The organism is Saccharibacillus sp. WB 17 (genome assembly GCF_008634075.2).
Classification (GTDB): Bacteria; Bacillota; Bacilli; order Paenibacillales; family Paenibacillaceae; genus Saccharibacillus; species Saccharibacillus brassicae.
Window position 1 is genome coordinate 54,415 of sequence record NZ_VPFK02000044.1, and the last position, 24,766, is coordinate 79,180.

27 protein-coding genes are annotated in these 24,766 nt (G+C 59.3%); all 27 read right to left on the minus strand.

What is annotated here, in order from left to right:
* Positions 1-2: 2 nt before the first annotated feature.
* The 27 genes from FTE24_RS19950 to FTE24_RS20080 all read right to left on the minus strand — a co-directional run bounded on the left by FTE24_RS19950 (position 3) and on the right by FTE24_RS20080 (position 24,559).
* Positions 3-1,091, minus strand: a complete 1,089-nt coding sequence (locus FTE24_RS19950) for a prephenate dehydrogenase (RefSeq protein ID WP_150229687.1) — start codon at positions 1,089-1,091, stop codon at positions 3-5.
* A gap of 71 nt (positions 1,092-1,162) precedes the next feature.
* Complete coding sequence (hisC, locus tag FTE24_RS19955) at positions 1,163-2,260, minus strand: histidinol-phosphate transaminase (protein WP_150229690.1); 1,098 nt, start codon at positions 2,258-2,260, stop codon at positions 1,163-1,165.
* A gap of 163 nt (positions 2,261-2,423) precedes the next feature.
* Positions 2,424-3,341 carry a tryptophan synthase subunit alpha gene (gene trpA, locus FTE24_RS19960; RefSeq protein ID WP_237401859.1) on the minus strand — a complete coding sequence of 306 codons (918 nt, stop codon included), beginning with the start codon at positions 3,339-3,341 and terminating at the stop codon, positions 2,424-2,426.
* Entirely contained in the window at positions 3,338-4,546 is a 1,209-nt protein-coding gene (trpB, locus tag FTE24_RS19965; RefSeq protein WP_150230702.1) for a tryptophan synthase subunit beta, read from the minus strand. The genes trpA and trpB overlap by 4 nt, the downstream gene beginning before the upstream one ends.
* Positions 4,546-5,358 carry a phosphoribosylanthranilate isomerase gene (locus FTE24_RS19970; RefSeq protein ID WP_150229692.1) on the minus strand — a complete coding sequence of 271 codons (813 nt, stop codon included), beginning with the start codon at positions 5,356-5,358 and terminating at the stop codon, positions 4,546-4,548. Before FTE24_RS19970 ends, trpB begins: the two co-directional genes overlap by 1 nt.
* Positions 5,355-6,221, minus strand: coding sequence for an indole-3-glycerol phosphate synthase TrpC (gene trpC / locus FTE24_RS19975; protein ID WP_150229694.1), 867 nt, complete (start codon positions 6,219-6,221; stop codon positions 5,355-5,357). Before trpC ends, FTE24_RS19970 begins: the two co-directional genes overlap by 4 nt.
* Positions 6,211-7,296, minus strand: a complete 1,086-nt coding sequence (gene trpD, locus FTE24_RS19980; RefSeq protein ID WP_150229696.1) for an anthranilate phosphoribosyltransferase — start codon at positions 7,294-7,296, stop codon at positions 6,211-6,213. The genes trpC and trpD overlap by 11 nt, the downstream gene beginning before the upstream one ends.
* Before the next feature lie 491 nt (positions 7,297-7,787).
* Positions 7,788-8,159, minus strand: coding sequence for a chorismate mutase (aroH, locus tag FTE24_RS19985; protein ID WP_150230704.1), 372 nt, complete (start codon positions 8,157-8,159; stop codon positions 7,788-7,790).
* Positions 8,159-9,271 (minus strand): 3-dehydroquinate synthase, encoded by a 1,113-nt coding sequence (aroB, locus tag FTE24_RS19990; RefSeq protein WP_150229698.1) that lies wholly within the window; start codon positions 9,269-9,271, stop codon positions 8,159-8,161. The genes aroH and aroB overlap by 1 nt, the downstream gene beginning before the upstream one ends.
* 1 nt (position 9,272) lies before the next feature.
* Positions 9,273-10,442, minus strand: a complete 1,170-nt coding sequence (gene aroC / locus FTE24_RS19995) for a chorismate synthase (protein ID WP_150229700.1) — start codon at positions 10,440-10,442, stop codon at positions 9,273-9,275.
* A 204-nt stretch (positions 10,443-10,646) separates the two neighbouring features.
* On the minus strand, positions 10,647-11,474 hold the full coding sequence (locus FTE24_RS20000) for a CheR family methyltransferase (RefSeq protein WP_141445896.1): 828 nt from the start codon (positions 11,472-11,474) through the stop codon (positions 10,647-10,649).
* On the minus strand, positions 11,465-11,908 hold the full coding sequence (ndk, locus tag FTE24_RS20005) for a nucleoside-diphosphate kinase (protein WP_141445897.1): 444 nt from the start codon (positions 11,906-11,908) through the stop codon (positions 11,465-11,467). Before ndk ends, FTE24_RS20000 begins: the two co-directional genes overlap by 10 nt.
* A 152-nt stretch (positions 11,909-12,060) precedes the next feature.
* Positions 12,061-13,035, minus strand: coding sequence for a polyprenyl synthetase family protein (locus FTE24_RS20010; protein ID WP_141445898.1), 975 nt, complete (start codon positions 13,033-13,035; stop codon positions 12,061-12,063).
* Positions 13,032-13,877 (minus strand): menaquinone biosynthetic enzyme MqnA/MqnD family protein, encoded by an 846-nt coding sequence (locus FTE24_RS20015; RefSeq protein WP_415663133.1) that lies wholly within the window; start codon positions 13,875-13,877, stop codon positions 13,032-13,034. The genes FTE24_RS20010 and FTE24_RS20015 overlap by 4 nt, the downstream gene beginning before the upstream one ends.
* A gap of 11 nt (positions 13,878-13,888) precedes the next feature.
* Complete coding sequence (locus FTE24_RS20020) at positions 13,889-14,506, minus strand: UbiX family flavin prenyltransferase (protein WP_141445900.1); 618 nt, start codon at positions 14,504-14,506, stop codon at positions 13,889-13,891.
* The gene (locus FTE24_RS20025) at positions 14,500-15,372 is read right to left on the minus strand and encodes a UbiA-like polyprenyltransferase (protein ID WP_141445901.1); all 873 of its coding nucleotides are present in this window, start codon (positions 15,370-15,372) and stop codon (positions 14,500-14,502) included. Before FTE24_RS20025 ends, FTE24_RS20020 begins: the two co-directional genes overlap by 7 nt.
* A 1-nt stretch (position 15,373) precedes the next feature.
* Positions 15,374-16,090 (minus strand): demethylmenaquinone methyltransferase, encoded by a 717-nt coding sequence (locus FTE24_RS20030; RefSeq protein WP_202111935.1) that lies wholly within the window; start codon positions 16,088-16,090, stop codon positions 15,374-15,376.
* Complete coding sequence (locus FTE24_RS20035; RefSeq protein ID WP_150229704.1) at positions 16,090-16,863, minus strand: heptaprenyl diphosphate synthase component 1; 774 nt, start codon at positions 16,861-16,863, stop codon at positions 16,090-16,092. Before FTE24_RS20035 ends, FTE24_RS20030 begins: the two co-directional genes overlap by 1 nt.
* A gap of 95 nt (positions 16,864-16,958) precedes the next feature.
* Positions 16,959-17,183 carry a trp RNA-binding attenuation protein MtrB gene (mtrB, locus tag FTE24_RS20040; protein ID WP_150230708.1) on the minus strand — a complete coding sequence of 75 codons (225 nt, stop codon included), beginning with the start codon at positions 17,181-17,183 and terminating at the stop codon, positions 16,959-16,961.
* A 254-nt stretch (positions 17,184-17,437) separates the two neighbouring features.
* Entirely contained in the window at positions 17,438-17,710 is a 273-nt protein-coding gene (locus FTE24_RS20045; RefSeq protein ID WP_141445904.1) for an HU family DNA-binding protein, read from the minus strand.
* Positions 17,711-17,947: 237 nt separating this feature from the next.
* Complete coding sequence (locus tag FTE24_RS20050; RefSeq protein ID WP_150229706.1) at positions 17,948-18,310, minus strand: 2Fe-2S iron-sulfur cluster-binding protein; 363 nt, start codon at positions 18,308-18,310, stop codon at positions 17,948-17,950.
* Positions 18,311-18,386: 76 nt separating this feature from the next.
* Complete coding sequence (locus FTE24_RS20055; RefSeq protein ID WP_150229708.1) at positions 18,387-19,427, minus strand: NAD(P)H-dependent glycerol-3-phosphate dehydrogenase; 1,041 nt, start codon at positions 19,425-19,427, stop codon at positions 18,387-18,389.
* Positions 19,420-20,058 carry a glycerol-3-phosphate 1-O-acyltransferase PlsY gene (gene plsY / locus FTE24_RS20060; RefSeq protein ID WP_150229710.1) on the minus strand — a complete coding sequence of 213 codons (639 nt, stop codon included), beginning with the start codon at positions 20,056-20,058 and terminating at the stop codon, positions 19,420-19,422. The genes FTE24_RS20055 and plsY overlap by 8 nt, the downstream gene beginning before the upstream one ends.
* Positions 20,059-20,108: 50 nt before the next feature.
* Positions 20,109-21,431 (minus strand): ribosome biogenesis GTPase Der, encoded by a 1,323-nt coding sequence (der, locus tag FTE24_RS20065; RefSeq protein ID WP_141445908.1) that lies wholly within the window; start codon positions 21,429-21,431, stop codon positions 20,109-20,111.
* Between the two features lie 219 nt (positions 21,432-21,650).
* Complete coding sequence (gene rpsA, locus FTE24_RS20070) at positions 21,651-22,940, minus strand: 30S ribosomal protein S1 (protein WP_150229712.1); 1,290 nt, start codon at positions 22,938-22,940, stop codon at positions 21,651-21,653.
* Between the two features lie 86 nt (positions 22,941-23,026).
* The gene (gene cmk / locus FTE24_RS20075; RefSeq protein WP_150229714.1) at positions 23,027-23,731 is read right to left on the minus strand and encodes a (d)CMP kinase; all 705 of its coding nucleotides are present in this window, start codon (positions 23,729-23,731) and stop codon (positions 23,027-23,029) included.
* A 186-nt stretch (positions 23,732-23,917) separates the two neighbouring features.
* The gene (locus FTE24_RS20080) at positions 23,918-24,559 is read right to left on the minus strand and encodes a flagellar brake protein (protein WP_141450256.1); all 642 of its coding nucleotides are present in this window, start codon (positions 24,557-24,559) and stop codon (positions 23,918-23,920) included.
* Positions 24,560-24,766: the final 207 nt, after the last annotated feature.

Here is a 24,766-nt window from a genome sequence, read left to right on the forward strand (position 1 = left end):
GGTCAGGCGTACACGTCGAATTCCAGGCCGGTCAGCACTTGCCGTGCCCGTTCCATCTGGATTTCGTCGCGGAAAGACAGCCGCATAAGGCCCGGGACGTCTTCCCGGCTCTCGATGATCTGCAGGTTGCTCAAGTTGACGCCCTGCGAACCGAGCTCGGTCGTGATGCGGCCGATGATGCCCGGGTGATCGGGGACGTCGAGATACAGGTCGTACGTTTTGGCGATCGCGCCTTTGCGGCGCTCCGGCAGTTCGTCGCGGAAATCGCCGGCGTCGCGGAACCGGGCCGAGATGCCTTCGCCGTCTTCGCGCTCCAACTGGTCGATAAAGCTTTCCACCTGCACATTCCAGTCGCGTAACAGCTTTAACAGGTTGAAGCGGTTGTTCAGCAAAATGTCGCGCCAGACGACGGGATCGCTGGAAGCGATCCGGGTAATGTCGCGGAAACCGCCTGCCGCGAGCGTCCGGTACAGCGGATTGCTGTCGTGATAGCCGCTGATCTGATTGACGAGCGCCACGGCGATAATATGCGGCAGATGGCTGATCGCACCGACGATCTCGTCGTGCTGACCCGGTTCCAGGCAGATTACTTTGGCGCGCGTATGGCTCAGCAGTTCGGTCAGCGCCGCGATGCGCGCCGGATCGGTACCCGGTTCCGGCGTCAGCACGTAGTACGCGTTCTCGAACAGGAGCGAAGTCGCCGCCTGCACGCCCGAGCGTTCCGAGCCGGCCATCGGGTGGCCGCCGATAAAGCAGGCGTCCTCCCAATCCAGCTGTCTCGCTTTTGCGGCGATCGAATCTTTGGTGCTGCCCACGTCGGTGACGATGCAGCCTTTTTTGAGCGGCAGGGCATGAACTTGTTCCAGATACGTCTCCAGCAGCCCGACGGGCGTGGAGAGAAAAATAAAGTCGGCGTCTTGGACCGCTTCTTCCAGCGACAGGGTCGCGGAATCGACGACTCCGAGTTCCACGCTCAGATCGGCCAGATCCTGCCGGTTGGAATAGCCGACAAGCTCAAGGCCCGGCTTCCCGCGGAAGCACAGAGCCAGCGAGCCGCCGATCAGTCCGACGCCGATCACGGCAATTTTCATAGAGGTCAGCCTCGCTTCATAGGGTTCGTTGCGTTACGGTTGTTGTCGGGCGCGGACTTGGGCCAGTTGGACTAGACGGCCGCTCCCTGTTCATTCAGCGCTTCTTCGAACGTCCGGATAAAGATCTCGTTCTCTCGCGGAGAACCGACCGTCACCCGCATGTACGTCGGATACAGCTTGAACCCGGAACGCGCGATGACGCCTTTGCGCAGCATGCGTTGGAACAGGTCCGCCGCGGACGTCTGCGTATCGACCATGATGAAGTTGCCGTTGGCCGGGAAATAAGACAGGCCCAGACGATCGAACTCGCCCTGCAGGAACGAGATGCCTTCGGTGTTCTTGATGCGGCACGACTCCACGAACTCCCGGTCGGCAAGCGCCGCTTTGGCCGCAGCCTGGGCGATGCGTGTCGTGTTGAACGGTTCGCGCACCTGATTGACGGAACGGATGACCGAAGCCTGGCCTACGCCGTAACCGATCCGCAGCGCGGCAAGCCCGTAAATTTTGGAAAAAGTGCGCAGTACGACCACGTTGCCGTAATCGGCCAGCAGTTTCGTGCCGTCCGGGTAGGCGCTGTCGGTCACGTATTCGAAATAAGCTTCGTCGAGCACGACCATCACGGAAGACGGAACGCGGTCCAGGAAGCTTTTTAATTCGGTTTCACTGACAATCGTACCGGTCGGGTTGTTCGGGTTGCAGATCCAGACGATCTGCGTCCGGTCCGTCACCGCCGCGAGCATCGCTTCGAGATCGTGCGTGCCGTTCTTGAGCGGCACTTCGATGCTGGTCGCTTTTTCGATGTCGGCATTGCTTTTGTATACGGAAAAAGTGGCGTCGGCCATAATGTTCTCGTCGCCTTCCGACAGGAACGCGCGCGCGATCAGGGCGATGATCTCGTCCGAACCGCAGCCGAAAATGACCTGGTCGGCCTCAACGGACAGATGCTCGGCCACGGCTGCCGTCAGTTCGACCGCCCCGCCGTCCGGATACAGGTTGAACTTGGTCAGTTCGCTTTCGATCGCGGCTTTGACGCGCGGGGAAAATCCGTACGGATTTTCGTTCGAAGCCAGCTTCACGACTTCGCTGAGTCCGTATTCTTTTTGAACTTCTTCGATCGGTTTGCCTGGCTGATAGACCGGAAGATCGACAATATGGGCTTTGGGCTGCATGGATGATTTCCCTACTTTCCTGATTTGGCGTGTTGCAGCGCGACAGTGTCGGGCTGCGCACACGCTCAAAAAGTTAAGGCTTGTCCCGCGGCGGCGCGATACAGGATAAGCTCGGCGGACAAACCGCCGCGCCCGCCTTGTACGCCCGCTGGGGGAAAAGCGTTTATACTTTTAATTCTGCCACAAATTCGCGAATTTGCAAGAGCGCATCTTCGCGCTTGTCGGCATTCATCAGATCGGGAATCAAAGTCTCGATCGTGCGCACGATCGCGCTGCCCACGACGACGCCGTCGCACAGTTCCGCGAAGCGCTCCACCTGATCGCGCCCGGAGATGCCGAAGCCGACAGCGACAGGCAGGTCGGTCCGCGATTTCACGTCGCGGATAAAAGCATCGACGCCGTCATGGAACGAAGCCCGTTCGCCGGTCACGCCGAGCGACGACACGCAGTAGACGAAGCCCCGGCCGCTGCGCAAAATTTTGTCGATCCGCTCGCTCGAAGTCGGAGCGACCAGCGGAATAAGGGCGATGTTCACCCGATCGGCGCGCCGCAGCATGTCTTCCGACTCTTCGTAAGGCAGATCGGGAATGATCAGGCCGCTGATGCCGTTGCGGGACGCTTCTTCGAAAAAGAGGTCCAGTCCGGTCTGCAGGATCGGATTGTAGTACGTAAACAGAACGAAAGGCATCTGCACGCCCCGCTCCCGCGCTTTGCGCGCCACGTCCAGACAGGTGCGCACCGTAATGAGCTGCTCAAGCGCCCGCGCCGAAGCGCGCTGGATGACCGGGCCGTCCGCAAGCGGATCGGAGTAAGGCACGCCGAGTTCCAGCACGTCGGCGCCGGCTTTTTCCATCTGCTCTATAATGTCGAGCGTCGTGTCGAGATCGGGATCGCCGACCGTCAGAAACGGGATCAGCGCGGTGCCTCCCGTTTCGCCGAGCCGGCGGAACGTTTCTTCGATCCGGTTCGGAGTTTCGAAAGCGGGCAAACGTTCGCTTTCTTGCGCAGCTCCGCCGGCCAGCCCGCTTTCGGCGGAATGGCTCATCATCGTCAGGCGGGCCGTAGAGGCGTTCGTCTTCATTGGGCATGTCCTCCTTCGTTCTCGTTCTCGTACGCCATGATCGATTCGACGTCTTTGTCTCCCCGTCCCGACAGGCAGATGACCAGAATGCGGTCCGCACCCATTTCCGGTGCGATCTTGGCGGCATGCGCGACGGCGTGCGCCGATTCCAGCGCCGGAATGATGCCTTCGGTACGGCAGAGCAGCTTGAGCGCCGTAATGGCTTCTTCGTCGGTAATCGGCACGTATTTGGCCCGGCCGACGTCTTTGAGATACGAGTGTTCGGGACCGACGCCCGGATAATCCAGACCGGCCGAGATCGAATGCGCCGGCTGTACCTGGCCGTATTCGTCCTGCAGCAGATAGCTCATGGAGCCCTGGAACACGCCTTTGGTGCCGAGGCTCATCGTGGCCGCGTGCAGCGGCGTATCGATGCCTTTGCCGGCCGCTTCGACGCCGATGAATTCGACGTCCGCGTCCCCGACGAACGGATAGAACATGCCGATCGCGTTGCTGCCGCCGCCGACCGCCGCGACGATCGTGTCCGGCAGGCGTCCTTCGCTCTCCAGAATCTGGCGGCGCGTCTCGTCGCCGATAACGCGCTGGAAGTTGCGCACGATCAGCGGATAAGGGTGCGGCCCCACGGCCGAACCGAGAATATAGAACGTATCCTGGACATGGCTGACCCAGTAGCGCAGCGCTTCGTTGCCCGCGTCCTTGAGCGTCTTCGTGCCCGATACGACCGGCACCACTTCGGCGCCGAGCAGGCGCATGCGGAACACGTTAAGCTGTTGGCGGTGCATGTCTTCTTCGCCCATGAACACTTTGCATTCGAGGCCGAGCAGCGCCGCTACGGTCGCGGTCGCCACGCCGTGCTGGCCGGCGCCTGTCTCGGCGATGACTTTCTTCTTGCCCATGCGCACGGCAAGCAGTCCCTGGCCGAGCGCGTTGTTGATCTTGTGCGCTCCGGTATGGTTGAGGTCTTCGCGCTTGAGGTACACTTTGGCGCCGCCGAAATGTTCGGTCAGGCGTTTCGCGTAATACAGCGGCGTCTCGCGTCCGGAATACTGCTTGAGCAGGTCGTTCAATTCCGCGTTAAACTCTTCGTCCGCCGAAAATTTCAAATAAGATTCTTCTAGTTCGATCAGCGCGTTCATCAGCGTCTCGGGAACGAAGCGTCCCCCGAATTCGCCGTAGCGTCCTTTTGCGTCCGGTACTTGTCCGATCATGATAAAACCGCCCTTTCTACGAATAAAGTCATTTTGCGTATATCTTTATGCCCGTCGGTCTCGACGCCGCTTGAGACGTCGATGCCGTCCGGCGCGTAATGTCGCACCAATTCCCCCGCATTGCTCTCCGTCAAGCCGCCGGCCACGAACAGTTGAAGTCCGCATGCTGCGGCCGCTTGACGGTACAGCGGGAGAATCTCCCAGTTGAACGTGCGCCCCGACCCGCCGCCATAGAGCGGATCATGCGTATCGAGCAGCAGCGCATCGACCGTGCCCCGGTACGCTTCGGACATTCTCTCCGCGCGCTCCGCATGGCTCTCGCCGGTATCTTCGCCGCCGATCGAGATCGATTTGAACACTTCGGTGTTAAACCGTTCGCGCACTTCCCGGCAAAAGCCCGGGCTCTCCTGCCCGTGCAGCTGGATCACGTTCAGCGGAGCCGCGGACAGCGTCGCTTTCAATTCGTCGAGCGTCGGATTGACGAACACCCCGGCGACTTTCGGCCGCTTGGCCTCATTGGCTTTATTGGCTTCATTAGTTTCAATCAAAGCGCTGTTCGACCAGGCGTCCAGTTCGCCGATCAACGCGGCCGCGGCGGCGCCGTCGACCTGCCGCCGGCTCGGCGCGAACACGAGGCCGATATAATCGACCCCGAGTTCCGCCGCCGCCAGCAGCGCTTCCGGCGTCCGGATGCCGCATATTTTGATCGCAGGTCCTTTGATCGCGGGCCCTGTTTTCGCCCGTCCTTCGGCTGCCTCGCCGCCGCTCAACGCCGCTTCCGAAAGCCGTCCGTCCCGTTCGGCCTTCATCTCGAAGTCCCCGAATCGGCAGCTTCGGCGCCGGTATCGGCCGATGCCCGCGCAGCGTCGGACGCCGGGGCGCCGGATACCGGCCCCATCACTTCCGCCACCGCTTCGCCGATGTCCGCGCGGCGCATAAACGTCTCGCCGATCAGCACGCCGCCGGCTCCGCCCGAACCGACGTAGGCGACGTCTTCTTTTGTCCGAATCGCGCTTTCGCTAATAAGCAGCGCCCGCTTCGGCATGCGCGGCGCAAGCTCCGCCGTGACGTCCAGACTCGTCTCGAACGTGTGCAGGTTCCGGTTGTTCACCCCGATCAGCCCGCGGTCCGTTACCTGAAGCACCGCGTCGAGTTCGTCCGCATTATGCACTTCGATCAGCGTATCGAGGCCGAGCGACTCCGCCGCCGCCTTCAATTCCCGCAGGCGCGCGACCGGCAAAATGGCCGCGATCAGCAGCACCGCGTCGGCGCCGATCAGACGCGCTTCGTAGATCTGCGACTCGTCGATCACGAAGTCTTTGCGCAGCAAAGGCAGCTTGACCGCCGCGCGAATTGCAGTCAAATAGTCCGCGCTGCCCTGAAAATACTCGTTGTCGGTCAGCACCGACAAACAATCGGCGCCCGCCGCTTCGTACGCTTGCGCCAGCCGTACCGGATCGAAATCTGCCCGGATTAGTCCTTTGGACGGGGACGCTTTTTTCACTTCCGCGATCAGCGCCATCCCTTGGCGCTTCGGGCTGCGCAGCGCCGCTTCGAAGCCGAGCGTAGGCGGCATGTCGGCGATGCGCCGCTCCGCTTCCGCCATATTCAGCGTTTCCTTGAGAAGCCGGACTTCCCGGCGTTTGGTCTCCACGATTCGATCAAGATACATATCCGCATTCCTCCGTTATCCGTATAAGCTGCTCCAATTTGTCCAGCGCCTGGCCCGAGTCCACGATCTGCGCGGCCATGCGCACGCCTTCCGCCAGATCGGCCGCTTCTCCGGCCGTATAGATGCACGCGCCCGCGTTCGCCAGCACGATATCGCGCCGCGCGCCGCGTTCGCCGGACAGCACGCCGCGAATGATCCGCGCGTTATCCGCGGCGTCTCCGCCGAGGATGTCTTCGAGCGGATAGCGCGACAAGCCGAGTTGTTCCGGAGTGATCTCGTACGTGCGGACGAGGCCGTCCTCAAGTTCCGACACCCGGGTCGGACCGGAGACGCTGATCTCGTCCAGCCCGTCGAGTCCCGCGACGACCATCGCGCGCCGTGCGCCCAGATTGCCGAGCACGCGGGCGATCTGTTCGGTGCGGCCGGCGTCGTACAGGCCGAGCAGCTGCCGGTCGGCGCCGGCCGGGTTGGTCAGCGGGCCCAGCAGATTGAATACCGTGCGGACGCCCAGTTCGCGGCGAGGTCCCGCCGCGTGCTTCATCGACGGATGGTACGTCTGCGCGAACAGAAAGCAGATGCCGATCCGGTCCAGGCATTCCGCGGCCTGGCTGCCGCTGAGGCCGATATTGACGCCGAGCGCTTCCAGCACGTCGGCGCTGCCGGCCCGGCCGCTGGCCGAACGGTTGCCGTGCTTGGCAACCCGGACAGACGCGGACGCGGCGATGAGGGCGGACGCGGTCGAGATATTGAACTTGTGAATGCCGGAGCCGCCGGTGCCGCACGTATCGAGCAGATGCTCGCGGGACGTGCCGACCGTGCCGGAGAAGCTGCGCATCGCTTCGGCGAATCCGGTAATTTCTTCGGTCGTCTCGCCTTTCATGCGCAGTGCCAGCAGCAGGCCGCCGATCTGCGCCGGCGTCGCCGCACCGGTCATAATGCTTTCCATCGCGTGCCGGGCCTGCTCCCGGGTCAGCGAAGATCCTTCGGAAGCGAGCGCAAGCGCTTCTTTGGCGCTCAGGCTCGGTTGAATCGGATACAGGTTATCGGTCGGTTCGGATGTACGGGAAGTATGCATGACTATCTCTCCTTCGAGGTCGAATGGGTTCGAGCGCCTCGAGACCGCTCCTTCGGGACACCGATCCTGCTGCCGCGAGCTCCGTCCGAATTCCCGCCGCGCGGAGGGAGAACGGAATCGGCGGGCGGAGGTTATAAAAAAGACCCCCGCTTCGCAGCAGAGGTCTTCGGTATTCGGCCTTTTTCGGCGATCTCTTCAAAGATCGCCGAAAAAGGTCCGATACCCGCTAGGGTGCATTCGTCGATGTATGGTAAAAAAACCGTGGCGCTTCCGCCTCGAATCTCTCGTTCCATACGTAAACTCTGCTCAGCCTGACTCTGCTCGGTCTGGCGGTCTGTACCGCCTCGGCCCCTACGGGCCTCACGATTCCCCGCTTCCGCCCGCGAACACTCCTGTTCCCGGCGCGGCAGCGTGAATCCTTAACTTTGTTCCCTACTATACCGGATCGCCAAGCGGATAGCAAGCGCACCCGCATCCGGCTTGCCGGAAATTTACGAACGGCGGGCCAGATCCGGCCGCAGCACCGTCGCGCCGCGCTGGTACACGTGGTTGATCTCGCGCTGCCCTTTTTCCGTGTTGACCTGAATCATCAGCCGGATACAGCGCGGCAGGCTGCCTTCGACCGGAATTTCCAGCGCGCACATAAGCGGCACGAAATCCCAGCCGGATTGGCGGCGTACGGCAACCGCGGGAAAAGCGGCATCCAAATCGTGCGTCACCGTGATCCAGATATTGCTGACCGTCTCGGGCTGTATACCGTTCCGGTCGATCATCTCCGCGACCAGTTCCTGCGTCGCCGTGTAAATCTCTTCCCTGTCGTTATGTTCGACCGTTGTCGCTCCGCGAATGCCGCGGTTATAGATCACGATGGTTCTCCACTCCTTTTGAGGCGCTCGATGACGCTTCGCACCGTATCGGCGTCGACGTCGCTTGCAATCTCGACGCGTCCGACCGCCAGGGGCACGATGAAGATCATCCGGCCTTCCCTGAACTTTTTGTCGCGCTGCATGGCGTCCATCAGCGCTTCGGTCCCGATATCGGCCGGCAGCGTAACCGGCAGTTCCAGCGCTTCCAGCATCGATACCGTCTCGGCGTACAGCCCCGCGGCGCCGCGTTCTTCGCCGATCAGCGCCGCCGCGGCCATGCCGACCGAGATCGCTTCGCCGTGCAGGAAACGGCCGTACCCCGCGACCGCTTCGATCGCGTGGCCGAGCGTATGCCCCAGATTCAGAATCGCCCGCAGATCGTTCTCCCGCTCGTCGCGCGACACGATCCGCGCTTTGATCGCGCAGCCTTGCTCCAGACCGTACGCCAGCGCTTCGGAATCGAGCGCCAGCAGGCGTCCGGCATTGTCCCTACACCATTCGGCGAATGCTTTGTCCCAGATCAGCCCGTGCTTGACCATTTCCGCCAAGCCCGCGCGCACTTCGCGCGGAGGCAGACTTTTGAGCGTCTCCACATCGTAGAGCACGAGCTCCGGCTGGTGGAACACGCCGATCATGTTTTTGGCAAGCGGATGATTGACCGCCACTTTGCCGCCCACGCTGCTGTCGTGCGCCAAAATGGTCGTCGGCACCTGCACGAAGCGGATACCGCGCATGTACGTACCGGCCACGAATCCGGCCAGGTCGCCGATGACGCCCCCTCCGAGCGCCAGTATCGCCGAAGAGCGGTCCAGCCCTTCTTCGATAGCGCGCGTAATCAGGTCGTTGTAGACGTCAAGCGACTTGGAAGGTTCGCCGTGCGGCACGACCGCGCTCAGGGCGCGGTAGCCGCCCGCCGTCAGCGCCTCCGTCAACTTGTCGAGATACAGCGGCCCCGCATTGTCGTCGGTCACGATCAGCAGCGGACTTTTGTCCGGCACGCCGGCCAGGCGCAAATACTCCGCCGCGTTCGCGAGCAGTCCTTCTCCGATCACGATCGGATACGAACGTTCGCCAAGCTCTACCGTCAGCGTCTTGGGCGTCTCCGCCATATCAGTAATTCTCCAGCTGACGTTTGTAGTTGTCGTAGTTCGCCTTGATTTCCTCCATCGAATCCCCGCCGAATTTTTCGAGGAACGCTTTGGCGACTTCCCAGGCAACCACGCTCTCCATCACGACGCTCGCGGCCGGCACGGCGCAGGCATCGGAACGCTCCACCTGGGCGTTGAACGGCTCTTTCGTATCGATGTCCACGCTGCGCAGCGGCTTGTACAGCGTCGGAATCGGCTTCATGACGCCGCGGACGACGATCGGCATACCGTTCGTGATGCCGCCTTCGAAGCCGCCGAGGCGGTTCGAAGCGCGCGTGTAGCCTGTCGCTTCGCTGTGCAGAATCTCGTCGTGCACCTGCGAGCCGCGAAGTTCGCCGGCTTCGAAGCCGATACCGATCTCGACGCCCTTGAACGCGTTGATCGACATGACGGCCTGCGCGATACGCGCGTCGAGCTTGCGGTCGTACTGCACGTAGCTGCCGAGACCGATGGGAAGCCCTTCGACGATACATTCGACGACCCCGCCGACCGAATCGCCTTCTTTTTTGATCAGGTCGATATACGCTTCCATCTTCTTCTCGGTGTCTTCGTCCGCGACGCGGACCGAAGACGCTTCGGTGCGGGCGACCAATTCGTCGAGCGGCAGGTTGTTGGCCGGGGCGACGATCTCGCCGATCCGCAGCACCTGTCCGCCGATGCGGATGCCGAACACTTCGAGCAGCTGGCGGGCCAGCGCGCCGACGGCGACGCGAACAGCCGTTTCGCGGGCGCTGGAACGTTCCAGCACGTTGCGCAGGTCTTTGAGATCGTATTTGAGTCCGCCGTTGAGGTCGGCATGACCCGGACGCGGACGGTGGACCCGGCGCTTCTCTTCGTCGGTGCCTTCCATCGGTTCGACGTTCATGATCTTCGTCCAATGCTTCCAGTCGTTGTTGACGACGACCAGCGCGATCGGCGCGCCTGTCGTTTGTCCGTGGCGAACGCCGCCTACGATATCCGCCTGATCCTGCTCGATTTGCATGCGGCGGCCTCGGCCGTATCCTTTTTGTCTGCGCAGCAGTTGGAAGTTCAAAGCCTCGAAATCAATCCGCAGATTGCTCGGCATCCCCTCGACGATCGCGGTCAGCTGCGGTCCGTGGGTCTCCCCGGCGGTCAAGTAACGTAAACTCATGATGCGTTCCCCCTTTAAACTTTTAAACTGTAAACGGCTAAAATCCTTAAATGTCTTCGCCCATTATAACATCTGCCCGCTACTTGTCCAAGACCTTTACCTTTTGCGTCAGACTCCTGTCCGTTCAAGCCGAAAAAGCCGCTCCGTTCCGCGGTTGGGCGGGAACGAAGCGACTTCGGGCGAACCCCGGAACACGGGGAACGGTTAGATTTTTTTGTAGAAAAACGTGTCGCACGGTTCAAGTCCGTACTGCCCCGGCGAGAAGATCTGCTCGGTGCTGCCTACGAACAATACGCCGCCTTTGCGCAGACTGGACGCAAATTTGTGGTACAGCGTCGCTTTGGCTTCTTCCGTAAAGTAGATCATGACGTTGCGGCAGACGATCAGGTCGTAACCGTCGTCGAACTTGTCCGTCAGCAGGTTCGCTTTGTGGAAATTGACCGCCCGCTTGAGCTTGTCGTCGACTTTGTACATGAGGCCTTCCGCTTTGAAATACTTTTCCGCCACTTTGGGAGGAACGTCCTTCAGCGAGCGTTCCAGATATTGGCCCTGCTTGGCTTTGGCCAGTGCGCCTTCGTCGAGATCGGCCGCGTTCAGCTTGGAATCGCCGAGAATGCCGTGCCCGTCGAGAATCATCGCCAGCGTATACGGTTCTTCGCCGGTCGAGCAGGCCGCGCTCCATACTTTGAGTCCTTTTTTGCCGCCTGCGCGCAGTTCCGGAATGATCGTGTCGCGCAGCACTTCCCAACGGTTCGGGTTGCGCCAAAATTCCGACACGTTGATCGTCATCCGGTCGAGGAATTCGAAGAACAGGTTTTTGTCCTTTTTCATCGCTTCGAAAAACTGGGCGAACGTGCTGTAGCCGTGCTTGGTGCGCAGCGTCGTCAGGCGACGTTTCATCTGCGCTTCCTTGTATTGGGACAGGTCGATTCCCGTGCTTGCATTTATGCTTTTGATAAACCCGCTGTAGTCCGGGTCGCTTCCCGGGGCAGATACTTCTTCGCGCCCCGCTCCGCTTCTGATCAGATCCATCGCGCCACCGCCTTGTCATAATCGAGCTGTTCCGCTTCTGTGAAGAAATTGGCGATCTCGCGCTTGGCACTGTCGGGACCGTCCGATCCGTGAATCAGGTTAAACGGCGTATGCGCCGCAAAATCCCCGCGAATCGTGCCCGGCAGCGCTTCCGTGACTTGGGTCTTGCCCATGGCGATCCGGGCCAGCGCGATTACGTCGTCGCCTTCCCATACCATTGCGAACACCGGACCGGACGTGATGAATTCAACCAATTTTCCGAAAAACGGCTTGCCTTCGTGCTCGGCGTAATGACGCTTGGCCTGTTCCTCGGATATGTGCATGAATTTCCCCGCCACCAGCTTGAATCCTTTGTCTTCGAATCGGCTTACGATCCGTCCGACCAGTCCGCGTTGTACTCCATCGGGTTTGACCATCAAAAAAGTGCGTTCCATCGCAATCTCCCACTTTCGGCATATGATTTATTATCGGCTGAGACGCTTGCTTTTTATAGAGTTAAACGTTTTACACCCAAATTCCTGCCTGAGCCTGCGAAAAAAGGGAGATTCGTCGGAATCTCCCTTCGCCGTGCCGGTATGAAAATGGTTCAGTACGTGCGTCTCGACACAAAATGCGCGATATCGCGCAGATGGCGGCGCGCCCGGATATCGGGCAGCCGGTCGAGCGCCTGCAGCGCTTTTTGCGTATAGCGGTCGGCCAGTTCCTCGGCGCGCGCGATGCCTTCGCTGCCGGTAATCATGGCCACGGCGGCGTTCACGTCCGTGCGGCCGTTCGCTTCGTGAATGCGGCCGATCTCGCCCAGCAGCGGATCGCGCAGCCGGTCTTCCTGCAGCGCGTACAGCACCGGAATGGTGATGTTGCCCTGGCGGATATCGCTGCCCGGCGGCTTGCCGATCTGCTTCTCCGTTCCGCACAGATCGAGCAGGTCGTCCCGGATCTGGAACGCCATGCCGACGTTATAGCCGTAATTGTACAGCTCGCGCGCGACTTCCGTCGAAGCGCCGGCGGCAAGAGCGCCCAGTTGGCAGCTGACCGCGATCAACAGCGCCGTTTTGCGGCGAATGCGCAGCAGGTACCGGCGGATGCTCTGACCCGAATTGAAAAAGTCGCGGATCTGTTCCATTTCGCCGATCGACATCTCGACCATCGCTTTGGCGAGAATCCGGTGAATCCGCGGATCTTCCAGTCCCGCGACCATCTCCAGCGCCTTGGCGTAAATATAATCGCCCGTATACATCGCGATCCGGTTGTCCCATTTCGCTTTGACCGTCAGTTGGCCGCGGCGCGTCTGCGCATTGTCGATCACGTCGTCGTGCACGAGCGAAGCCATATGGATAAGTTCCAGCGGGACGGCGACCAGCTTCAACCGGTCCAGCTCATACGTGCCAAACTTGCCGCTCAGCAGCACGAACGCCGGACGCAGACGCTTGCCGCCCGCTTTCAGCAGATGCATGGCCGCTTCCCCGAGCGCTTCGTTCTCCACTTCGATGCAGGCGTAGAGCGAGCGTTCCACGGCGTCCATATCTTTTTTTAACGTTCCGAAGATTTCCATTCGTTTCATTCGTTCACCCGTATCCGCGTATTGTCGGTCCAAATTTCAATGTGCGCTTCCTGCGGCAGCAGTCCCATCTCCCGGGCGTAACGGAAGTAAAGGTCGAGACCTTCCAGCCGTTCCCGGGTCAAGTCGTAACGCAAATTTTCGAAATATCCCTGCCAGTAAGCCAGTTCCCCGCCGAGTTCGGCCTGCGCTTTTTCCGCGACCGGCCGCACATCGGCCAGGCTCCGGCGCTTGCTGTCGGCCAAAGCGTCGGCCAGTTCGCCGATACGTTCCGGATTGCGTGCGGCCGCCGCTTTGGAGACGGTCCAGACCGCGAAAGTCATACTTTTGCCGGTCCAGTCTTTCCATTCCGCGCCGAGATCGGTCACCGTGTAGCCGGCGTTGTCCCAATCGGCCCGAATCGCGTGGTCGCCGATCAGCAGCGCGACGTCGGCATGTTCCAGCATCTCTTCGAGATTCGGTTCGCAGGTGACGTACTCCGGCTTGGCGCCGTACGCTTTTTCCGCGACGATCTTCAGCAGATTGACGGAAGTCGCGGACGTGTTCGTCAGCGCGATCCGTCCGTGCACCGCTTCGGCGAACGGCTTTTTGGAAAAACAAAGGATCGAGCGAACCGGCCCGTCCGCGCTCACCGACAAATCCGGGAGCAGCAGAAAACGGTCCGTCGCCATGCCGTAGGCAAAAGAAGAGACCGGGCTCATGTCCAGCTCTCCTTCGAGCAGCAGGCGGTTCAGCACGGCCGGAAGCTCCGTCCGGGTCGTCGCCGGAAAACTCAGCGCCGAGTCGTCGAAGTAATGGTAGACCGGCCAAACGTTGGTGTAGAGGATGCGCCCCAGGCGCAGCATGCCGCTCTCCTTCACGTTTCCTCCCCCCATCTTTTAAACAGATTGTGATCGATTCCAACACTGTCCAGCACTTTGCCGACCAGAAAATCGACGATTTCTTCGAGCGTGCGGGGACGATGATAAAAAGCCGGCATCGCCGGCACCATTTTGACGCCCAGGCGCGCAAGCTTCAGCATGTTCTCCAAATGGATGGCATGCAGCGGCGTTTCCCTCGGCACGAGCACGAGCGGACGCCCTTCCTTGAGCATGACGTCCGCCGCCCGCGTCATCAGGTTGTCGGACGAACCGTGCGCGATCGAAGACAGCGTCCCCATCGAACACGGCATGACGATCATCCCTTCGGCCCGGAATGAACCGCTGGCGATCGAAGCTCCGATATCCGCCACCGGATGATAGACCAGCCGTCCGGCACGGCCGCCGAAGCGGTGCTCCAGTTCCTGCTCGCGTTTCGACGCGTCGAAATCCATTTCTTCCTTAAATACGCGCCAGCCGGCGTTCGAGACGACCAGATGCACGGTAAAACCGAGATCCAGCAGTTCTTCGGTCAGCCGGATGCCGTAAACGCTGCCGCTGGCACCGGTAATTCCGACGACCCAGTGCCTGCCGGCGCCCGCGAGTTCGTTTACCAAAACTTCACCACCAAATCGATCAGAGTGAATACGAAAACAATACTGCTGAGCCAGCTGTTCATCGTGAAAAAGGCAGTCTGTACGCGGCGAAGATCGTTCGGCTTCACGATGCGGTGCTGATAGAACAAGATCGAGCACGCAATGACGACGCCGGCCACGTACCACCAGCCGAGCGGCGTAATAAACGCAAGCGCAATCAGTCCGAGCGCCGTCACGGCATGGAAGCCCTGGGCGATCTTGAGCGCTTTGTGCAGGCCGAACCGGCTCGGAATGGAATAAATGCCTTCCCGCCGGTCGAATTCGATATCGTCGCACGCATAGATCACGTCAAACCCGGCTGTCCAGAACGCGATCGCGATGTAGAAGACGAGCGACGACCAGCTGAAGCTGTCGGTCACGGCCGCCCAACCGCCGAGCGGCGCAAGCGCGATCGTCGCGCCGAGCACGACGTGGCAGAGCCACGTGAAGCGCTTCGTGTACGAATAGGCGATCAGCAGCACGAGGGCGATCGGGAACAGCGTCAGCGCGAAGCGCGACAGTTCGAACGTCGCCCACAGGAAAAGACCGAGAAACACGACGACAAAAATCGCCACTTCGCGCGTTTTGAGAAGTCCCGCAGGAATGGCCCGCTTTTCGGTGCGCGGGTTTTTGGCGTCGATGTAGCGGTCGATCAGACGGTTCATGCCCATCGCGGCGCTGCGCGCCCCGATCATGGCCAGCAAAATCCAGCCGGCCTGTCCCCACGAAGGCAGATGCCCGTTAATGACGACCGAGCCGAGCAGCATCCCCATGAACGCGAAGGGAAGCGCGAATAACGTATGTTCAATCTTGATCATTTCCAAAAAGACACGGATTTTCCCGAACATTTTATTTCTCCTTAATTCCGATGTGCAGCGCGGCGATTCCGCCGGTCAGCGCGTAAGCTTCCACGTCTTTGAGACCCACTTCACGGAAAATATTCGCCAATTCTTCGCGGCCCGGGAACAGTTTTAACGAATCCGGGAGCCACTTGTACTGCTCGTAGCTTTTTGCGAACAGCTTGCCCATCTTCGGCAGCATCCGTTCGAAATAAAAATAGTACAGCCCTTTGAACGGCTGGCTCGTCGGCTTGGACAATTCCAGACAAACGACCATGCCGCCCGGCTTGACGACGCGGCGCATTTCGTTCAGCACGCGCACCGGATCGGGCACGTTGCGCAGGCCGAATCCGATCGTCGCGTAATCAAACGAATTGTCGGCAAACGGCAGTTCCATCGCGTTGCCCTGGAACAGCTCGATCTGTCCGCCGTGCGTATTGCGCGCGATCTTGCCCCGGCCCACGTCCAGCATCGCCGGACTGAAATCGAGTCCCTTGACCGGACCGCTGCCGCTTGCTTCGGCCAGGCTGATCGTCCAGTCGCACGTGCCGCAGCACAGGTCGACAGCGCTGTCGCCTTGGGAGACGGCCATTTTGCGCATGGCAAACTTGCGCCACGCTTTGTGGCGGTTAAAGCTCAAAATATCGTTCATCCGGTCGTATTTCGGCGCAATCTGCTGAAAAACGTCGTGGACGAACTCTTCTTTCGGTTTGGTCGAATTCGCCATTATCGGTTCACCTTGCCTTTCGTTTCGGCCGCGCCGCGGAATCCGTCCGCCAAGGCGCCCAGCACCTCGCGGTTCACTTGCGCCGGCAGCGCCGCGATGCCCGCTTCGAGCCGATCCGCGAACCCAAGCAGCAGTTGCTTCAATTCGGCCGCTTCCGCTTCGCCGACCGGGTGCATGCCGTAATGCAGCGCCTCGCCGTGCGTCGCGGCTTCCAGCTCTTCGACCGCCGCTTCGCACAGGGCGACGAGCTTCAGCAGGCTCTGCCAATCCGGCAGCAGCGGGCCGCTCAGCGAAACGTCGAAGCCCACGAACAGGCGTGCCTTGATCGCGGCCGCCTCTTCCACATATTCGCGCAGTTCCGGCGCGGAAGTTCCCTGCATGCGCAGGTACAGCTCCATTTTGCGGCGGTTCACGTCCGCAATCGCCCGGCTCAGCTCGGCGACCATGTCCACTTCGCCTGCCGCGGCCAGCAGTTGGTAGAAGCGGCTGCTGTAATAATCGCCCGCCAGCACTTTAAGCTGCCTGGAGCGCATCGCCTGTTCTTCTTCGCTGTCGTCTCCCGGCGCGACCCGGTCGTGGATATCGAGGCCGATCTGGAGCAGTCCCGTGACCATGCCGTAAACCTCGGTCTTGTCCGCCGAATCGGAAGCTTCAAGAAAAGCGTGCAGCAGCCGAAGCCGCGCATCCGGCAGCGCCGGAATCTCCGTATGATTCCGGATCATGTCATATCCGGTGTATTTTTCGGTCTTTTCCGGTACGCAGTAGGGTTTCATCTATAGGCCTCCGACTTTTTACAACGTTCAACGCTATTTTTGTCACAATCTTTTCTATTATAGCATAAGCTTTTTCAAACAACTAACGCAAACGCTCAGGTTTCGGCGTCGATATTGCCGTGTTTGGTGAACACGGTCGCTTTGCCGCGCACCTTGATCGCCGACGTATGATCGGTGAACTGCGCGATCAGCACTTCGCCTTTGTCCAGCTTTTCCGTGTGATGAAAACGCGTATCCTGACCGCGCGTCAGCCCGATAACATGAACGCCGTTCTCGTGAGCCTTGATCACGATATAGTCGGCTTTTTCCGAATTTTCCATACTTTTTGGATGTTCCATAATCGCTGCTCCTTCCCGCTGAATCTTCGATTGAATCTTTCAATGCATGCTATTCATGATGGCAAATGCCGGGCCGTGTTGTCAACACCTTGGAACGCCCGCTTCGCTTCGGTCCGTCTCCCCAGCTTGCGCACAAAAAGAAAAAGGCCGTGAATATGCATTCACGGCTTCTTCCCCATCGCTTCGCACGATCCGAAGCGATGCAAAATCTTCAACCCCTGGGGATTATGTAGATTTTATTTAATTCCGTCTTTCAGGGCTTTGCCCGGTTTGAAAGCAGGAATCTTGCTTGCCGGGATTTCGATCTCTTCGCCGGTTTGCGGGTTGCGTCCTTTACGGGCGGAACGTTCGCGAATCTCGAAGTTTCCGAATCCGACGAGCTGTACTTTCTCGCCGTTTTGCAGAGCGGTCGCGATGGCTTCGAAAACGGAGTCAACCGCTTTGGTTGCTTCTTTCTTGCCAAGCTCCGATGCTTCTGCAACGTGGCTGATCAGGTCAGATTTGTTCATGCGTTTCACCTCCTGTTACAATCATACCCGGCACTCGTCCGAGTGCCCGCCAAAAGGCGTATTTGGTCTTTCCGATTACCTGCTAACCAAACGTAAAACGCGGTAGATAAGGCCGGAATTCTCAAACTGCCAGAACTTGCGTTCTGTAGGCAACATCCATATAGTAATACACCGGCCTTATAATTTCAAGCTTTTCATGGATGAAGCCATAGATGGGGACGCGTCCGATCCTGGGCGTTACCGCCAAAAATCGTCGTCTTCCCCGCTTTGCCGCTCCAACTGAAGGCGCACCGCCCGCTTCAGCGGATCTTCGGGCGTCGTGACGGAGACGTCCCCGCACACTTTCGCCTGGCAGGCCAGCCGGGTGCCTGTGTCGAGACTTCCGCCGAGCTTGCGGCGTTCGCCTTCGGCGGGCGGCAGAACGCCGTCCTGCGGCGACTCCAGCGTGACTTTGCACATGAGGCAGCCCATTTTGCCTTCGCAGCGCACGGGAATACGCACCCCGGCCGCACGCGCGGCGGTCAGCAGCGTCGTTCCCGCCTTGACGGTGACGCTTTTGCCGTCGGGACTAAACGATACGGTATGTCGATCTGTCGGCATCGGTTCGCCTCCTCTCGCAATCGCTGTCGATCATCGGGAGCCGGCGATCCGCTTCAAGCTATGCCGGTGTGCGCTTTCACGTATGCCACTGCTCCCAAGTTTCCTGCGAAATCATCTCCATCTCGGTCTTCGGTCCCCGGCCCATCAGCGCTTCGACAGCCGTTTTCGGGTCCAGGTCTTCGAACAGTACCCGGTACAACTGCTCCGCGATCGGCATTTGAACTTTGTACTTTTGCGAAATGAAATGGGCGGCTTCCGTCGTTCGGATGCCTTCCACGACCATGCCCATCGAGTCGAGCACTTCCTGCAGCGGCTTGCCCTGCCCGATCATGTAGCCGGCACGCCAGTTCCGGCTGTGCTTGCTCGTCGCCGTAACGACGAGATCGCCTACGCCGGCTAGACCGGAAAACGTCAACGGATTGGCGCCCATCTCGGTGCCGATCCGCGTGATCTCGGCCAGGCCGCGCGTCAGCAGCGCCGCTTTGGCGTTGTCTCCGTATTCGAGGCCGTCGGACATGCCCGCACCGAGCGCGATAATGTTCTTGAACGCCCCCGCAAGCTCGGCCCCGAGCACGTCCCGGTTCGTGTAGACACGGAAATAAGCGTTCATGAGCAGATTCTGCGCCCGCTGGGCTTCGCCTTCGTTGGCCGAAGCGACAACGATCGTCGTCGGACGCCGCCGGGCCACTTCTTCGGCGTGGCTCGGTCCGCAGATGACGCCGATCTTCGATTCTTCACAGCCGAGTTCTTCGGCGATGATCGTCGACATCCGCTTCAACGTGCCGGTCTCCATGCCTTTGGTCGCATGCACGCACAGCATGTCTTCGTGCCAGAACGGCTTGAGCGCACGCGCCACTTCGCGCATCGCTTTGGAAGGCGAAGCGATGATGACCGCCTCGGCTTCGCTTAATGCGTCTTGCATGTCGCTTGTTGCGCGAAGACCGTCCGGAAGCTTGACGCCCGGCAGAAACCGCGAGTTCTCGCGCGTCTCGTTAATCTCCTGCACATGCTCTTCGCTTCGCGCCCACAGTCTCACGTCATGGCCGTTATCGGCCAATACCATCGCCAGGGCCGTACCCCAGCTGCCGGCTACCAATACGCACACTTTTTTAGCCAAGGCTGTGCTCCTTCCCGCCGGACTTCGAGCCCAGCTTGTTCTCCGTTCCGTTTTTGAGCTTCACCAGGTTGCCCCGGTGGCGCCAGACGGCGAGAGCCCAAATGACGAGGCTGACGATCAACACCGGCATGCCGTAATCGTGCCAGCCCGCGGCGTCGTAGACGACGAGAAAGACCGGCGTCAGTGTGACGAACAGCAGCGAACCGAGCGAGACGTAGCGCGTCAGCACGATGACCACGATCGCAATAATGCCGGCAAACAGCGCCGGCAAAAAGCAGAGCGTCGCCAGCATGCCGATCGTCGTCGCGATCCCTTTGCCGCCTTTGAAATGGAAGTACAGCGGCCAGTTATGCCCGACGACCGCGGCAAGTCCGGCCAGTGCCGGCGTCCAGTCGTAGTCCGGCGCGATCCAGCGGCCGAGCCATACGGCGAGAATGCCTTTGCAAATATCGAGCACCAGCACGAGTATGGCCGGGCCTTTGCCGAGCACGCGCAGCGTGTTGGTCGCGCCCGCATTGCCGCTGCCGTGATTGCGGATATCGATTCCTTTGAGCAGTTTTGCAAATAATACGCTAAAGCTGACCGAGCCGAGTAAATAAGCGGCTGCGATTGCGATTACCGATTCTATCATTATTCGCTCTCCTTCGCGCAGCTGAACTTGTGCGTTCTCTAATGCTTGGCTTAATCTTTATCTTCCGATTTGCGTCGGGTAAAGATCCGGATCGGGGTGCCTTCGAAATCGAAAGCGGCCCGGATTTTGTTCTCCAGATAGCGTTCGTAAGAGAAGTGCATCAGCTCCGGCGCGTTGACGAACACGACGATCGTCGGAGGCTTGACCGCGACCTGGGTCGCGTAGTTGATCCGCATGCGGCGTCCTTTGTCCGTAGGCGGCGGATTGATCGCGACCGCATCGGAGATGACGTCGTTCAGCAGACCGGTCGCGATCCGGCGGGAATGCTGTTCGGCGGCGCGGTTTACGACCGGCAGCAGCTTTTGCACGCGTTGGCCGGTCAATGCGGACAGGAAAACGACCGGCGCATACGTCATGAACAGGAAATGATTGCGGATACTGTTCTCGAAATGCTGCATCGTTTTGTCGTCTTTTTCGACCACGTCCCATTTGTTGACGACGAATACCGAAGCTTTGCCCGCTTCGATCGCATAGCCGGCAATATGTTTGTCCTGCTCGATGATGCCTTCTTCGCCGTTGATGACGACGGCGACCACGTCCGCGCGTTCGATCGCCCGCATAGCGCGCATGACGCTGTATTTCTCAAGGTTTTCGTACACTTTGCCGCGTTTGCGCATGCCGGCGGTATCGATCAGCACGTACCGCTGACCGTCGCGCTCGAATTCGGTATCGATCGCGTCGCGCGTCGTGCCGGCCACGTCGCTGACGATAACGCGCTGCTCGCCGAGCAGGGCGTTCACGAGCGAAGATTTACCGACGTTCGGACGTCCGATCAACGCGACGCGAATCACGTCTTCGTCGTACTCTTCGTCTGTCGTATCCGGCAGTTTCTCCACGATAACGTCAAGCAGATCGCCTACGCCGCTGCCGTGCGCGCCCGATACGCCGATCGGATCGCCGAGGCCCAGATTGTAAAACTCGTACGTGTCGTCCATCCGGGTCATATTGTCGACTTTGTTGACCGCCAAAATGATCGGTTTTTTCGACCGGTACAGCATCTCCGCCACTTCCGAGTCCGACTGTGTCAGTCCCGCTTTGGCATCGCACATCAGGACGATCACGTCCGCTTCCTCGATCGCCAGCTCCGCTTGAGCCTTGATCGATTTCAGGATTTGCTCGTCGTTGAGCTCGATCCCTCCTGTGTCGATAATGCTGAACGACCTGCCGTTCCATTCGCCGACTCCATAAATCCGGTCGCGTGTGACGCCCGGTTTATCTTCGACGATGGACAGACGGTCGCCGATGATTCGATTGAAGATCGTCGATTTGCCCACGTTCGGGCGTCCTACGATCGCGACTACCGCTCTTGCCATTTGAACATTCCTCCTTGTCAGCCGCAGCTGAAATTTCCCGTTACACGACAAGAAACGGCCAAACCGATCCATTCGGATCGGCCCCCGTTTCCCGTCGGCATATTCGGCATATAAAGATTGGGATTACAGCCGTCGTTGCAGCCGATTCATCCTTATATTGCACAAACGGCGAACCCGCAGCGGGTCCGCCGTTTGCTCGTAGCTATGCTTGTGCTGCCATTATTCTTCCGATTGACCCAGTTTTTCTTTCAGGGCAGCCAGATCGAAACGTTCGCCGAGCGAAACGTTCATGCCTTGGTTGCTCAGGGAAACGTTAGGGTTGTCGATTTTATCGACGCGCGGGCCTTTATCGCGGCCTCTGCTCGATCCGGATCTTTCCGGTCTGTCAGATCTTTCCGGTCTCTCGCTGCGCGCTTCGCCAGCAGGAGCTTCTTCGGTTTCTTTGATGCTCAGGCTGATGCGTTTTTCGGAAGGGTTTACGTCCAGAACTTTCACTTGAACCGTTTGTCCTTCTTCCAGCACTTCCTGAGGCGTTCCGATGTGCTTATGCGAGATTTGCGAGATGTGAACCAGGCCTTCTACGCCAGGAGCGATTTCTACGAATGCGCCGAAAGGCACGAGACGTTTCACTTCGCCGCTGATGATTTCGCCTTGGCTGAACTTCTCGGAAGCCGTTTCCCAAGGACCCGGAGTTGCCGCTTTGATGCTCAGGCTGATTTTGCCTTTTTCCGGATCGACTTTGAGCACTTTGACTTTGACGCTCTCGCCTTCGGATACGGCATCGGAAGGTTTGGCTACGTGATGCCAAGCCATTTCGGATACGTGAACGAGTCCGTCCACGCCGCCTACGTCGACAAATGCGCCGAACTGCGTCAGACGTTGCACTTTGCCTTCGATGATTTGTCCTTCTTTGAGATCGGCCATCACTTTGTGCTTGTTGGCTTCGAACTCTTCTTCAAGCACGTCTTTGGCGGACAGGATTACTTTGTTGTTTTCGCGATCCAGTTCTTTGACGCGAACACGGATGGTGCGGCCTTTGTAATCGCTGAAGTCTTCGACGAAATGACGCTCAACCATCGAAGCCGGGATGAAAGCGCGAACGCCGCTTACGTCCGTCACGATTCCGCCTTTTACGACGTCCGTGATTTTAACTTCGAAGATCTCTTTGCTTGCGGATTTCGCGTCGAGTTCTTCCCATGCTTTTGCGCCTTGAATCGCTTTTTTCGACAGAACCATTTGCTCTTTGTTGTCGTTCAGGCTGACAACTTTGGCAACGACTTCTTGGCCGATTTCAGCGCCTTCTTCAAGCTCGCTTGTCGCGATTACGCCGTCGTATTTATAACCGATGCTGACGTACGCTTGGTCATCGTCCAATTTCACGATTGTACCGGTAACGGTGTCGCCTTTTTTGACGCTGACGACCTGCTCCAGCTGATCCTGCGTAGCCGTTTCTTCGTTTACTTCCTGGTTTACTGCTTCTTCATTTTGGTTTCTTGTTTCTTCCGACATGTTAAATACCCTCCTCGATTCAAAACCCTCATATTTAAACCCGCGGTGCGCAGAGTTCAAAACAAACTTCTTCGGCCGACGCCGTTCTAGCCCTGTCGGGTCAGCTGGCGTTCGGCCAGGCGCACGATCGCGTCCGACACCTCTTCGATGGTCATCCGCGTCGTATCGAGCACCGTCGCATCTTCCGCACATACGAGCGGCGACACTTCGCGATTGCGGTCGAGTTCGTCCCGGTCCGCAATCTCGCGTTCAAGCTGTTCAAGCGTAATGGATTCGCCGGATTCCGGCAGTTCCCGGAATCGGCGCCGGGCGCGTTCCTCGACGGTTGCGGTCATAAAAATCTTGACCTCCGCGTCGGGGAGCACGGTCGTTCCGATATCGCGTCCGTCCATCACGACGCCTTTGCGTAAAGCCATTTGCCGCTGGGCGGAAGACAATTCCGCCCGCAGCCCCTCGATTTGCGCATATCGGGAAACGGTACGGGTCACGGCGAGCGAACGAATATCGTCCGTCACGTCCTGCCCGGAAAGTCTCACGCGCTGGCCGTCTTCTCCCGGTATCAGCTCGATCTCGAGGGATTCCATACGTGCCAGAACCTCCTGCTCGTTCTCCGCTTCAATGCCGAGATTCAGCATATCCCATGTGACGGCCCGGTACATCGCACCGGTATCCACATAGACATAGGAGAGCGCTTTGGCCACCTTGCGCGCAACCGTGCTCTTTCCCGCTCCCGCAGGTCCGTCGATTGCGATGTTGATTCTGAACTCCCGTTCCCCGTTCAAGCTGGACAAAGGGGCACTCCTCCTCAAAACCGCCGCCCCGGTTAGTGGGCAGGCTTCTCAATCAATAAAAAAACAGGCTGTGCCTGCGACAATAAAATTATAGCATAAGGCACGCCAATTTGCAAAACGTCCGCACACGAAAAGAAAAAAAGCCGCGGCGCGCCGACAAACCGAACGTTCGGCGCGCCCCGTGCGTTAGCGGTTGCGGAAATCGAGCTGGCGCTCGAAACAGTACCGGATTACTTTTTGCCGCTCGGTGTCGGCGATACGCGTGAACCGAACGCTGACCGTGTTGCGCCCCGTGCCCGGTTCTTTGACGCGCAGCACTTCGCCGCCGAACGGAACGTGGTCGACGCTGCCGCTTTTGTAGGCCAGCAGGATCCAGCCGTCCACTTCCTGCTCCGTCTCGATCGGGTAAGCACCCGCATCGACGAATGACAGTCCGCCCCCGCTCAGGTCCGAAGTTACGGCGGTAAAATGGAACTGCGGCGCCTGCACGGCGATTTCGACTTTGGCCGGAACGCGCAGGTAATGTCTTCGCTGCACTTTGGAAATGTCTTCCGGCAGCGGCTTGCTGATCCGCATGAGCGGAATGGAATCGTCCTGATAGCCCAGCACGTGTGACGTGAAGTAATACTTCACTCCGTCTTCCGTCATATGATAGACCGACAGTTCTTCGCCCAGGCGAAGCCGGCTCATCCGTCCGGCACGAAGCGGGAGTTCGGTCAGCAGCGAATTCTCCTCGATTTCGGAAATTCTCGATCGGTGTTCGTTTTCGGGTTTGGCTTCCATGGATACGGGCTGCATGAACAGCATATCGTTGGTTTTCGGATACATTTTTTAATCGCCCGCCTTTGTACATACTCGTCAAGGCCCTGCTCTTCCGCTCGCGGTCAGAGCCTGCCTTCGGCTTCATCAGTATAGCATGCGGACATAGGCTTGTAAGCCCAATTCTCCAAAAAACAAAGGCAAAGCCCGGGGGTGCGGGCTTTGCCTTGGAGTGCGTTCGGGTATGCGGTTGGAAAACAGGGCCTTTCAGACCCG